We start from the raw sequence: 12,867 nt of genomic DNA, 5'->3' as shown, positions 1-12,867 counted from the left end.
GCCGGGCGTTCGCGTGAAATGCGCCAGCGGAAGTACTCGAACGGCGTGTCGGCTACGAGATGTGCCGGACGATTCCATCGGCCGCGGACTGTTCGATTGCGGCGAGGAGCCGGTGGTGGCGCAGGGCTGACTCGAAGCTGGGATGTGGTTGGCGGGCTTCGGCTATGGCTCGGGCGACTTCCTGGTAGAGGGCCGCGATGTTGGCCGGTGGGCCGGACCGGACGCTGCCGGGGACGGTGCGATAGGCGTCGGGCACGGGCAAGGCTTCGTCGTCGATCCGGATGTTCCAGTCGCCCCAGTGGATGAATGTCCCGGGCTGGGCTGGGGTGGCAGTCAACGTGGCGTCACTGCCAACGAGCTCGAGGTGGAACCCTTCTCGGGCGGGCCCGTTGCCGCCGTGCACGACGACGGAGGCGGTGGCGCCGCCGGCCAACAGTCCGAGTAGCAGGACGTGGCTGGGCGTCGCGTTGGGTACGGTCCGATCCGTCCCCGCGATGAGAACGCGGTCGTGCGTGCGAGGGAGTCGTGCGATGACCTCGGTCAGCGGGCCCGCGACCCGTTCGAGTGCGGCCAGGAAATGACCGGCCATGATGGTCATGATGTTGGTTCCCGTCGAAGGATCAAGGCTGAAAACGAGATTCGGCCAAATTCGACTGCCGCCGAAGGGAGCCCCTTCCGCCACCAGCGCGACCGATTCGAGTGTGCCGATCCGGCCGTCTGCCAACAGGTCTGCGGCGAAGCGGGCACTCGGGGAATGGTGGCCCTGCAGCACGACCGCATGAACGACGCCCGCGGCGGTGGCGGCCTCGGTCAACTCGCGCGCTTCATCGGCGTCGACGCCCAATGGCCACTCGGACACAACGTGCTTGCCCGCGGCGAGTGCCGCCCTGATCACGGCGGCGTGGCCGGGGGTCTTCACGGAGACGACGACCAGGTCGACCTCGGGGTGCGCGGCGAGTTCACGTGCGTCGGCGAAGGCGTGCCGTGCGCCGTGGGCGGCAGCCGCCCGGTCCGCGCTGGCCTGGTTGGTGGTCGCGACCGCGGTCACATCGAACTCCTCGAGCACTGCGAGCGCGGGTAGGTGTGAGCTGTCCGCCCACCCGCCGGCCCCCACAACTCCGACTCGGATCATGTGCCACTCCTTAGTTATGTACCTTTCGGTAAGAAACTAAGTGGCACGGCACGCACGCGCAAGCGGTAATGTACCGATAGGTAAAAAACACGGGAGAGAGCACGGAGAACGGCATGCCCGGCGGACGCCCACGCGCATTCGACGCAGACACCGCACTCGACCGCGCGCTGGACGTGTTCTGGCGGAACGGTTACGAGGGCACCTCGCTGGCCGATCTGACCGCCGCGATGGGCATCAACAAGCCCAGCCTCTATGCCACCTTCGGCAACAAGGAAGAACTGTTCGGCAAGGTACTCGCCCGCTACCTCGACGGCCCCGGCGCCTACGCCGCCGACGCGCTGGACGCGCCCACCGGCCGCGAGGTGGTCGAACAACTGATCCACGGGGCCGTCGACCTGACCGCAGGCAAGAACACACCCCCGGGTTGCCTGTGCGTCAAGACCGTTCAAGCCTCAGGACCCGACGCACACGCGGTACGCCAGGAAGCCACCAAAGCACGAAAGGCCGGCGAGGCCGCGCTGCGCAGGCGGCTCGAGCAGGCCACCGACCTACCGTCGAGCCACGAACCGGCCGCCCTGGCCGCACTCGTCCACACGATCTCCGACGGCATCGCCGTCCAGGCCGCAGCCGGGCGCGGCCACGACGAGCTGCGACAGATCGCCGACTCGGCACTGCGCGCACTGCTGAACGAATCCACCTAGACCGCGCTGCCAAAAGTTCCGCGCCCCACAATGATTCAGCCGAGCAACCTGCGATGTGTTGTCGGGCTCGACCAGATCCGGCGCGGCCGAGGGAATCACACACGCTGAAGGCCAGGTGCCGGCCCGAGAGTCACGGCACGCGCGCGAGAGAGATGCGGGCATCGCCCCGGGATGGGCACCGTCAACTGACGCCCTCCCACTCCTTCGCACGCATGCCGCCAGGCATCCGCCTATGTCGCGACCCGCGCGGTCCGAGGTGGCCGGCGCGACGCATCTGGCGGCGAGACCCACTGCGGCCCAGGATATTCGCATTGCGGACTTCGTGTGATGTCGGATGCTCGGAGGTGGAGTCCTGCCGTTGCCGAATATCCTTTGGCAACAGCGCATCCCGGCCGGAATCGGTGACACTCCGCGGGGAGGTGATCATTATTGTCTGTGGGCGGCTTGCGGAGGCGGGGGACAATGCTCAAGTCCGGCACCTCCCAGATCACCGCCCTCGCAACCGTCAGCAACGACCACCGGTTGATGCCCCCGTCCGGGAGGTGCCGGGAGATGCTGTTCCAGCTGCACCGCGAGAACCTGCACACCGTCGTGGTCCTCGACAGCGCGCTCGGCATCGGTTGCCAGCAATGGACGCCCACATCACGACCCGAGCGGCGACCATCGAACGAGAAACCGGCAGATACCGTGTGGTACCTGCCGGTTCAGCGTCGGTGCGACGAGTGGACTCGGGCGCCTCCGAGGTCAGCGGGTGGCGATGATCGCCGAGCCATGACCGAAGAGACCCTGGTTCACCGCGATACCCGCGCGCGCGTTCTCCACCTGGCGACCGTCGGCCTGGCCGCGCAACTGCCAGGTGAGCTCGCAGATCTGAGCGATGGCCTGTGCGGGGATGGCCTCACCGAAACAGGCCAGGCCGCCACTGGGGTTCACCGGGATACGTCCGCCCAATGTGGTTGCGCCGCTGCGCAACAGCGCCTCAGCGCCGCCCGTCTCGCAGAGCCCGATGTCCTCGTACCAGTCCAGTTCCAGCGCGGTGGACAGGTCGTAGACCTCCGCGAAGGACAATTCGTCCGGCCCGAGCCCGGCCTCCTCGTACGCGGCCTGTGCGATGGCGGAGCGGAACGCGTGCGGCGGGGCCTCGACGGCCACCGCGGAATCGGTGGCGAAATCCGGCAGATCGATGACGGTCTTCGGGAACGTCGGCGTGACCGTCGACAGCGCCCGGATGCGGACCGGGTCGGCGACGCCGTGCCGGCGCGCGTAGTCCATCGACGTCAGCACCAGCGCGGCGCCACCGTCACTGGTCGCGCAAATGTCGAGCAGCCGTAGGGGATCCGACACGATCGCCGAGGCCGCGACCTCCTCGGCCGCCACCTCCTTGCGATACCGGGCATACGGGTTGTTCAGGCCGTGGCGGGCGTTCTTCACCTTGACCGCGGCGAAATCCTCGAGCGTGGCACCGTGCAGCGCCATCCGGCGGCGGGCGTAGAGCGCGAAGTAGATCGGGTTGGTCGCGCCGAGCAGGTGGAAGCGCAGCCAGTCGGGATCATCGCGGCGTTCACCGCCGACCGGCTGGAAGAAGCCCTTCGGGGTGGTGTCGGCGCCGATCACCAGCGCCACATCGGTCAATCCGGCCAGGATCTGCGCACGCGCATTGGCAATGGCCTGCGCACCCGAGGCGCAGGCGGCATAGCTGCTCGAGATCCGCGCACCCGACCAGCCCAGCGCCTGAGCGAAAGTCGCGCCCGCGACGAAGCCGGGGTACCCGTTGCGGATGGTGTCCGCGCCGGCGATGTACCCGACATCGAGATGGTCGACCCCGGCATCGGCCAGCGCCGCACGCGCCGCGACCAGCCCGTACTCGACGAAGTTCCGCCCCCACTTGCCCCACGGGTGCATGCCCGCGCCGAGGACGGCGATGTCCCGATCGTTCGAGTCAGTCATTGACCGGCCTCCACATCCACACCGTGTGCTCTGCCTCGTCGTCCTCGTACAGCGTGCCCACGGCCAATTCCACCGGCATGCCCACGGCCAGATCGTCCACGGTGAACCCGCGCACCACCTGTCCGAGAATCACCATCTGCTCGACCTCGAGCTCCACCGCCGCAACGACGTACGGCTCGAACGGATCGGCCGAGACATAGGGCGCGGGCGGCTTGTACCGGGCGTCCGCGTACGACCAGATCCGGCCACGCGTGGAAAACAGGTATTCGGCCAGCTCGGAGCCGTCCTTCGCACCGGCACAGCGCGGGTTGCGACAGGCCAGCGTGTTCCGCGGGAAATACGGTGTGCCGCAATCCTTGCACCGGCTCCCCTTGAGCCGCACCACACCGTCGTCCGCAGTGAACCAGTCAGCCACAGCGGGGCGTTGTTCTTTCTGCACAACCCCGACGGTATAGGAACACGTTCTACTTTGGGGCCGAATTCCACTCCGCGAATCCGCGCCCGGAGGTACGGTGACTCCGGATGGAGGATGCCCCGACACCCTCGAGTCGATCTGGAGTACCACAACGCGATGGGCACCAAAGCCATTGACCCGCAGTCGATCCGCAACGTCACCCTCCTCGGCGACCCCGCCGACACGGCCCGGCTGGCCCACCACCTGCGCTGCGGTTCCGGCAACCGCACCTCCAGCCCCGCGACCACGCTCCACTGGGCAACAGACGGCGTCGAGCACACGATCCGCCTCGCCGAACTGTCCACCCGAGCCCCCATCGCCGCCCTGCAGCGCTCCATCCGAGTAGCCGACGGCGTGATCGCAGTGGTCGACGCGTCCACAAGCCTCGCCCCCCGCTTCGAAACCATGCTCCGCGTAGCCGACGACCACCAGGTCGCCCGTCTCTGCCTCATCACCGGTCTCGACCACCCCGACGCCGACTTCGACCGCTGCGTCCGCACCATCGCCGACACCCGCGGCGCAGTCCCCCTCCCCCTCCAGATCCCCATCACCCCCGGCCCCGACCTCGAGGGCCTCATCGACCTGATCGCCCTCTGGTCCCTCGAGCCCCTGGCCGCCGAAATCTATGGCAGCCACTGGAAACTCGCCGAACCCTGGCACCGCAATCTCGCGACAACGGTGACAGCCCACCGCCCCAGTTCTGCGACCCCCATCACCCCGCCAGAACTCCCGCGCGACCAGCTACATCACCGAATCCGCCACGCCACCCGCATAGGCGACACAATCCCCACCCTCTGCCACTCCGACGCCCTCACCCCACTCCTGGACGCCATAGTCCGCTACCTCCCATCCCCATTGGACGTCTGCCAACCAGAACACGCCCTCGACTACTGACCGACGCCGCGCCCTCGCCGCGAATCAGCGCAGTTCATGAACAATCTTCACCGCTGCGGACTCCATCGATTCGGTGGGGATGCGGTGCGCTGTCATGCGCCGAACACGCGGCGGTCGAGGGTGGCCACGACCCTCGGATAGAGCTCCGGGAAGAGCCGGACCGCGTAGTCGAGCACCTGTGCGTCGCGGCCCACCCGGATGCGCGGCGAGCCGGCGGCGACGCCGTCGAGGATGATGTTCGCGGCATCGGAAGGCAGCATCCGCAGCAGTCTCCGGTTGTAGAAATCCACCCGCTTACGTTGGGCGGCAGTGAGATCGACCCCGCGGGCCGACGCGTCGGCGAGGTTGCCGGAGGCGATGCCGGTCTTCACGCCGCCCGGGTGAACCGTGGTCACCTTGACCGGGTGGCGGGCGGCGAGGATCTCGGTGCGCAGGGCCTCGGTGAAGCCGCGGACGCCGAACTTGCTGGCGCAGTATGCGGTCAGCGTCGGCTGCGCCAGATAGCCGTTGAGGCTGGAGATATTGATGACGTGCCCGTCGCCGGACGCGATCAGGTAGGGAAGAAATGCCTTGGTGCCGTTGATGACTCCGAAGAGATTGATCGCGATGACCCGGTCGTAGTGGTCCCAGTCGCTGTCGAGCGTGGTGCTTCCGGCGCCGGCGATACCGGCATTGTTGTAAATCTGGTGGACTGCGCCGAAGTGTCCGCTGACGTCGTCGGCGTAGGCGAGCAGCGCGTCGCGGTCGGCCACATCGACTGTCGCGCAGTGCACTTCGGCTCCGAGCGCGGTCACCAGTTCGCGGGTGTGAGCCAGGCCCGGCTCGTTGACGTCCGAGGCGGCGGTCGCGGCGCCGCGGCGCGCGAGCTCGAGCGTCAGGGCGCGGCCGATCCCGGAACCGGCGCCGGTGACGACGGCAACCTTGCCCCTGAACCCGTCACCTGCGGACAGCCCCGCGCTCATGCGGGCACCGACACGGCGGGCTGGGCCGGACGGGTCGCGACCGGGGTTTCGAAGTGCAGCTCGGGATCGAGGATGCTGCCTTTCCGCAGGATGTGCACGTCGTCCTGGTAGTTCATCGACGTCCGCCACGGCATCCGATCGCCCTGGGTGGGCAGCTGGTCGACGACGCGCTGGATGTAGCCCGCGGCGAAGTCGAGGAACGGCCGGGTCGGCATGGTCTTGTCGGCGACCTCGGCGCGCGCGATCCGGTAGCCGTGCTCGTCCATGTGGGCCAGTAGGCGGCAGAAGTGCTCACACAGCAGGCCGATCTTCAATGTCCACGACGAGTTGGTGTAGCCGATGGCGTAGGCCAGATTCGGCACTCCCGACAGCATCAAACCCTTGTACGCCATGGTGTTCGGCAGCTCGATCGAGCGGCCGTCCACGGTCACCGGGATACCGCCGAACGCCTGCACGTTCAGGCCAGTGGCCGTGACGATGATGTCGGCGTCGAGTTCCCGGCCCGAAGTCAGCCGGATACCGGTCTCGGTGAAGGTGTCGATGCGGTCGGTGACCACCGAGGCCTTGCCGTCGCGGATGGCGGCGAACAGGTCACCGTCGGGGACGGTGCACAGGCGCTGCTCCCACGGGTTGTACGGCGGATTGAAATGCTCGTCGACCGGATAGCCTTCCGGCAGCTGTTTGGCATTGGCCCACCGGATGAACCGGCGCATCTGGTCCGGGTACTTCTGCGAGAGACTCCAGATGAGCTTCTGCTGGGCGATGTTCTTGCGGCGGGTCCAGGCATAGCCGCGTTCTTCGCCGAGCAGCCGCTTCATCGCGTTCGCGATCGGATCCTTCTTCGGCACCGGCAGGACGTAGGTGGGGGTGCGTTGCAGCATCGTCACGTGCGCAGCGGAATCCGCCATCGCGGGAATCAGGGTCACCGCGGTCGCGCCGCTGCCGATCACGACGACTCGCTTGCCGTCGTAGTCCAGATCCTCGGGCCAATGCTGGGGGTGCACGACGGTGCCCCGGAACCGGTCGCGGCCGGTGAACTCGGGGGTGAATCCCTCGTCGTAGCGGTAGTAGCCGGCGGCGGAGAAGATCCAGTCCGCGGTCAGCTCCACGAGTTCGCCGGTGTCGGTGCGCTCCACCTGCAGCGTCCAGCACGCCTCCGCCGACGACCAGGAACCCGCGATCACCTTGTGGTGGTAGCGAATTGCGTCGTCGAGGCCGTTCTCGGTGGCGGTCTCGCGCAGGTAGGACAGGATCCGTTCACCATCGGCGATCGACTGCTCGTCGCGCCACGGCTTGAACTCGTAACCGAAGGTGTGCAGGTCCGAGTCCGATCGAATACCCGGGTACCGGAACAGATCCCAGGTGCCGCCCAGGCTGCCACGGGCCTCGAGGATGGCGAAGCTCTTGTGCGGCACCATGGTTCGCAGGTAGCGGCCCGCACCGATGCCGGAGATTCCGGCGCCGACGATCACGACATCGACGTGTTCAGCGGACGACGTCCCGGAGGTCTGAGGGGGTGTCATAGCGGCTCCTTGTTCCGGCTCCGCATGCCACGCGACGGTGCGGAGACTGGATTCCAGGATCGAATACCGCCGGAGAGTTGCGCCACAACATAGTGACGCACGATATTGGAATTGTGGTTCAAAATGACGCACGCGGTGCGCGATGGCCCGAGCCCGGTCCGGAAACCGTCGCCCTCATCCGGCAGGCGGCGGAGATCGCACTGAATCAGCCCGCGGAGTGGCTCGAGGACCTGCACGAGGCTTCCTTGGCGGGCGAGCGTATGCAGCGAATCGCGGACGACCCCGCGCTCGCCGACGCCGTGCGGCGCGCCAACGTCGCGAACATCACGCACTGGGCCTGGTGCAATGTGCAGCATCCCGGCCGCAGGGTCCCGCCGAACCTCGGACCCGAAGCACTCTCTACAGCAAGGGATCTGGCGCGACGTGGACTGGATGAGGCCTCACTCGAGGCCTACCGCACCACCTACAGCGTCATATGGAACCGCTGCATGGAGGTGTGTTTCGCGCTCACCGACGATCCCCGGCAGCTGCGTGAACTGCTGGAGCTCGCCTCACTGTCGATCTCGACCTTCATCGAGGACACCATCGCCGCCGTCACCGACCAGCTGAAAGCCGAGAAGGCCGACCTCACCCGGGGCACCCACGCCGAACGCCGTGCCACCGTGTCACTGCTGCTCGAAGGCGCGCCGATCCGCCTCGCCCAGGCGGAAGCCCAGCTGGGCTATCGGCTGACCGGACCGCACACCGCCGCCACCCTGTGGGCCACGTCCTCCACCGTCAGCGACCAGCTCGAGGCCGCCGCGGAACTACTCGTGCGGATCAGCGGTGCCGGGCACCGGCTCACGATCGTGGCCGGCGCCGCGGCCCTGTGGCTGTGGCTGCCCGTCGACACCGCACCCGAACTGGCCCCGATCATCGAAGGACTCGATGCCGCACCGGACATCCGCATCGCCATCGGCCGGCCCGGCACCGACCTCGACGGGTTCCGCCGCAGTCACCTCGACGCCCTCGAAACGCAGCGCATGCTCGCCCGCCTCACCTCACACCGGAGAGTCGCCCGCCACCAAGACATCCAGCTGGTCGCCGTCCTCACCAACGACCCCATCCGCGCCGACGAATTCATCACGGACACACTGGGCGACCTGGCCGGCGCCGACCCCGAGATAGTCGAAGCGCTCACCACCTACATCGAAGAACAGTGCAGCATCGCCCGCACCGCAGACCGCCTGTACACCCACCGCAGCACCGTGGTCCGCCGCCTGGCGCGAGCCGGGGAACTCCTGCCACGCCCCCTCGGAACCAACACCATCGCCGTCGGCGCAGCCCTCGACGTCCTCCGCTGGACCCGCTGACTGCCTCACAAAGATCGCCTCACGAAAACCGTGGCAGACATGCATATTCAACAGACACCCCAACAGAATTCGGCCCTGATCCCGCCGTCGAGATCGGGATCGCCCACGTAGCCATCGAACGCAAACATATCGCCGACTACCGGGTACAGGTGCTCGACAAATGCCCAATCGGTTGAAACCCGATTTCGCGTAAGCTGAAAGCGGAACGCGCCGCACTGGTCACGCGGCGACCGGAAACTACTCGCATCGAGGTGAAAGAAACATGGCCTCCGATGTTTCGCTACAGCCCAGGTGAACCGGGCCCAGGTAATTCGTTTCGCCAGCAGACGAGAACGCCAGTAGTTTCTGGTTACATCCTGCTCGGGCCGGGCCGCACCCGGAAGTAAGAACAAAGAAGAAAGTACGATCATGCGTAGAGCAACGGCGCTCTTCGCCGCATTACTGTTGGCCATCCTCTTTTCCATCACCTACGCGACGAGCCCGACGGCTCGGGCCGCCGGCTGCGTCGGCGACTGGGCCATCGGAATCGGCGGCTCAGGCGACCCGTCGGTGTTCGCTCCGTACGTCGATCAGTCCGTCGGCTACAACGCCGCCGACCCGATGTCGGCGTTGAACGAAATCGACCGGCTCTTCTGGTCCCACCGCACTGAATGTCCGCGCGATCACATCCGTTTGATCGGGCACAGCGAGGGCGCGGGCATACTCCACGCCTGGGTCACCGCCCACCAAGATGCCGGCAATGCGAACGCCATCCTGCTATCGGATCCCAAACGCGCTCCGGGACCCGGTTCAGGTGGACTGTCCTCGACTCCCGGTAATTGGCTCATCGGTTATCCACTGGCCGGCGTCGACGATTGGTTCGGCAACATCCCGGTACTTACCGTCTGCAACCACGACGACGAAATCTGTGACACATCGGCTGGTTGGTTGGGCTACGTGTTCGCGGGTGCACACGATCGCTACGATTTCAACGTCTGGGACTACGGCGATTGGAATTCCGGCATCTGGTACCGGTAATCGACGATTTGAGGTATCAGAATCGGCAGATGCATCCAGGGGCTTATTTGAAAAGAAATTCGCAATGCAGTAGATCTAATTGATTTCAGCGGCCATCGGACCACGCGGAGAGGAACCCAACCACGCCGGGCCGGGCGGAACGCGGGCGCGAGCGTGGAACGGTAGCTCCGGGCTGTGCTTCAGCAGTACTCATGCCCGGGATAGGGAGTTCGCCAGAGTTTTCGGCGGCGGCGCGAGTCCTAAAGATCAGATGATGGTGGATCAGGTCGAGCGACGTCACCAATGGTTGCGCACAGACGCGGTAACCGACCTTGAACAACTCCGACCACGGCATAGTGTGTGCGGCACAGGAGAACTGCAGTTGATCAGGTACGCACCAATTTGTCTCAATAAATGTAAACCGCAGCATTGCTCGTGTTCGTACACCTGACGAACTCGCCCTCAGGAATGCATGACATCTGGTATGTCAGAAGTGTTTTCGGTGAGTAGACGTCAATTGTGCGCTCCTGCCAACGGGGCCCATCCGCATAAGCTATACGCACCTCCTCCGCAAACTCACAGGAAGTGTGGATACCAGCATAGGCGCTATGAGTGTAGCCATTCTTCTCACCGTATTTCTGTGGGCAGGAATGAGCGCCCGGTGGTAACGCTGGCGGAGCCGAGTCATGGTCGCCTATCAGTTTTGCGAGGTAAAACGCGACAACAATCATGGCGAGTGTGAGGACGATGCCCATACCAATAATCCGAGCATGTCTCCGCCAGACCACTGCAATAAGGCGAGCTAGATCATGGACTCTGGTGTGGTTCGTTTCGCTGGGCTGTAACGGTTTGGGTGTCAGGGTGAAAAGCTGGGTATTGCCACTTCGCAGATACAGCACCGGAGTGACCCATTCCAGGGTGTGGGATGCGCCGCCGAGGATCGCGATGCGGCCGCTGCGGACGGCGTCATCGACGTTGTGACCGTGCGCGATCGCCGTGTAGAACCCTCTCGCGAAGGAGATCGCTGCTGGATCGCTGATGGTGAACTGCATGGCGGCCACCGCGTTGATTCCGTGATGGACCAGGACGGCGGCGGTGCCGGAGAACAAATCCGTGGCGCTTTGCTCACCCGATGCGCAGGAGTTGAGCACCACCAGCCGAGGCATCGGGTTGGCCTGGCGCAGCAGAATCGCCAACTTATCGGCCGCGACCATGTCGGCCCGGCCGCCGGCACCGACCAAGGCGATACTTCCCTGATTATTGGCGACGTCGAAGTCGCCGTGACCGATGAAATGCACCACATGCCATTGATCGGAGAGCAGCTTTTCGTGGACCGCGTCCCAACTCGCCTGCGTCAGCCACTCCAGCTCCAGCCAGCCGCCGGAGGTCAACGCGTTCAAGGCATCCTCCAGGCCTTCTTGTTCAGCAGAGACATCCAGCGGCGGCATCCCCCGAGGGGAGGCCACCAAACCCAGCACACGTAACGGGGAAGTGACCGGCTGCGGTTCGACAATGTACGGGGCCGAGACGTGCCGCACCATCGACTCGGTCAGGCATACATACCCCTCGGTGTCTTTGTCCCACAATGCTTCCCAGGGCAGGGCAGCCAGTCCGGGAGCACTCATACGCAGGTCAACGCGTAAGGACTCTCCTTTGCCCTGCGCGGCCACAATGCTCTGACGGAACGCATCCAGCACCTTGTCAGTGAGCAGTGCATCGAACAGAGCCTTGCCGACCGCCCGCAGCTTCACCTCGTTGAGGTCAGCGATTCCGCGCCCGGTCACTGCTGAGGCCAGGACCGCCATCTCCAGATCGTTTCGCTCGTCTAGAAGCGGGGCCGCATCCAGATGCATGGACGCCGAAAACGCGACACCGACCGGCGAATCCACCACACGAGTGATGAACTCCCCGTCACCCAAACCCGCTTCGATATCCAGCCGAATCGTGCTCACCATCGCTGCCACCCCTCCCTACTGACGCAGAACTTGCTCCAGCCTTCAACGCCTCTTCTCTTCCGGGACGCCGGGATCGCGGGCACCGCCAGCGGACGGATGCCACGTCAAATCCACCTGCAACTGCGCAGTGGCACCTGCCGACGCCACGATCGCACCCGCTTTCGCGTCGAACTCCAAACTGAACTGCACTCGAGCCACTGCGGGTGGCGCAGCCAGCCCCCGCAGCTGTTCGACGACCCGCTCCGCCACCACGTGAATCGCACCCAGTGCCGAATCGAAGGATCGTTCAGCCTTCTCCACAACCTCGTCGGTCAGGGTTGACCCGCCGCGAGTCACCACTGTGCCCAACTGTTCCTCCGGCTGCACCCGCACCAGGACCTCGCCGCCACCCTCGAGCGGAAAACTTACCGTCGGCACCGATCGCTCCCTTCCCTGAGTTCTCTTCCTGCCACTGCCATCAGAGGTATCTAGCAGCCACTTCGACAGCGACGCTTATGCACGGCGCTAGGAGAGCGCTCTCTTTCGACGACGACCGGCGTCATGCCCTCGCGAACCAACCGAAGACTCGGCCCCGCTGTCTCGTTGATATTGCGCGTCACCTGGCGCTCACGATTGAGCTGGATGTCCCGGGCGGCGTCACGACGACTCGTGAATCGCTCCTCGCAGATCGTGAGCCCCGATGTCGTCAGCGAACCAAGCGCGACACGCTACAAAGCCAAAGACAGCTTCTGCAGCCACCATGTGGATCCTCAATTGGTCCAAGCAAGTTCGGTGTTCTGCAGGAGAAGACAAGTGCTTTCCGCCCTGGCCGGCGTATGAGTAGTGGGCTACTCGATGAGGCAGGCGACGTCGGGTCACTGCACAGGTTCAGGTGCGATCCAGGATCAGTGGTGATGCTTGTAGTTTCACAACCCTCGCTGCGCCAGGCGCTTCAGACGAGGTCGAGAGGCT

Annotated in this window: 11 protein-coding genes; 4 read left to right on the top strand and 7 right to left on the bottom strand. The window is 65.4% G+C overall.

Annotation, left to right across the window (positions count from 1 at the left end; genetic code table 11):
* Positions 1-52 precede the first annotated feature (52 nt).
* Positions 53-1,132, bottom strand: coding sequence for a Gfo/Idh/MocA family oxidoreductase (locus tag ABZV44_RS20400; protein WP_354838238.1), 1,080 nt, complete (start codon positions 1,130-1,132; stop codon positions 53-55).
* A 113-nt stretch (positions 1,133-1,245) separates the two neighbouring features.
* On the opposite strand from ABZV44_RS20400, the gene ABZV44_RS20395 reads away from it, so the two are divergent.
* Entirely contained in the window at positions 1,246-1,833 is a 588-nt protein-coding gene (locus tag ABZV44_RS20395) for a TetR/AcrR family transcriptional regulator (protein ID WP_354838235.1), read from the top strand.
* Between the two features lie 744 nt (positions 1,834-2,577).
* On the opposite strand, the gene ABZV44_RS20390 is transcribed toward ABZV44_RS20395, so the two are convergent.
* Together ABZV44_RS20390 and ABZV44_RS20385 are read right to left on the bottom strand one after the other, a co-directional pair.
* On the bottom strand, positions 2,578-3,780 hold the full coding sequence (locus tag ABZV44_RS20390) for a lipid-transfer protein (protein WP_354838232.1): 1,203 nt from the start codon (positions 3,778-3,780) through the stop codon (positions 2,578-2,580).
* Positions 3,773-4,219 carry an OB-fold domain-containing protein gene (locus ABZV44_RS20385; RefSeq protein WP_354838229.1) on the bottom strand — a complete coding sequence of 149 codons (447 nt, stop codon included), beginning with the start codon at positions 4,217-4,219 and terminating at the stop codon, positions 3,773-3,775. The genes ABZV44_RS20390 and ABZV44_RS20385 overlap by 8 nt, the downstream gene beginning before the upstream one ends.
* Before the next feature lie 132 nt (positions 4,220-4,351).
* Here ABZV44_RS20385 and ABZV44_RS20380 point away from each other — a divergent pair, with 132 nt between their 5' ends.
* Positions 4,352-5,128 carry a GTP-binding protein gene (locus tag ABZV44_RS20380; protein ID WP_354838226.1) on the top strand — a complete coding sequence of 259 codons (777 nt, stop codon included), beginning with the start codon at positions 4,352-4,354 and terminating at the stop codon, positions 5,126-5,128.
* A 92-nt stretch (positions 5,129-5,220) separates the two neighbouring features.
* Here ABZV44_RS20380 and ABZV44_RS20375 read toward each other — a convergent pair whose 3' ends face one another.
* Positions 5,221-6,090: an SDR family oxidoreductase gene (locus ABZV44_RS20375; RefSeq protein WP_354838223.1), complete on the bottom strand. Its 870-nt coding sequence runs from the start codon at positions 6,088-6,090 to the stop codon at positions 5,221-5,223.
* Positions 6,087-7,613: an NAD(P)/FAD-dependent oxidoreductase gene (locus tag ABZV44_RS20370; protein WP_354838221.1), complete on the bottom strand. Its 1,527-nt coding sequence runs from the start codon at positions 7,611-7,613 to the stop codon at positions 6,087-6,089. Before ABZV44_RS20370 ends, ABZV44_RS20375 begins: the two co-directional genes overlap by 4 nt.
* Positions 7,614-7,726: 113 nt before the next feature.
* Here ABZV44_RS20370 and ABZV44_RS20365 point away from each other — a divergent pair, with 113 nt between their 5' ends.
* Positions 7,727-8,965 carry a helix-turn-helix domain-containing protein gene (locus ABZV44_RS20365; protein WP_354838219.1) on the top strand — a complete coding sequence of 413 codons (1,239 nt, stop codon included), beginning with the start codon at positions 7,727-7,729 and terminating at the stop codon, positions 8,963-8,965.
* 408 nt (positions 8,966-9,373) lie between these two features.
* Positions 9,374-9,982, top strand: a complete 609-nt coding sequence (locus tag ABZV44_RS20360; protein WP_354838217.1) for a hypothetical protein — start codon at positions 9,374-9,376, stop codon at positions 9,980-9,982.
* A 386-nt stretch (positions 9,983-10,368) separates the two neighbouring features.
* On the opposite strand, the gene ABZV44_RS20355 is transcribed toward ABZV44_RS20360, so the two are convergent.
* On the bottom strand, positions 10,369-11,916 hold the full coding sequence (locus ABZV44_RS20355; RefSeq protein ID WP_354838215.1) for a CHAT domain-containing protein: 1,548 nt from the start codon (positions 11,914-11,916) through the stop codon (positions 10,369-10,371).
* A 42-nt stretch (positions 11,917-11,958) separates the two neighbouring features.
* The gene (locus ABZV44_RS20350) at positions 11,959-12,282 is read right to left on the bottom strand and encodes a CU044_2847 family protein (RefSeq protein WP_354838213.1); all 324 of its coding nucleotides are present in this window, start codon (positions 12,280-12,282) and stop codon (positions 11,959-11,961) included.
* Between the last annotated feature and the right edge of the window lie 585 nt (positions 12,283-12,867).

The organism is Nocardia sp. NPDC004860 (genome assembly GCF_040609015.1).
Classification (GTDB): Bacteria; Actinomycetota; Actinomycetes; order Mycobacteriales; family Mycobacteriaceae; genus Nocardia.
This window is presented reverse-complemented; position numbering and strand designations above follow the sequence as displayed.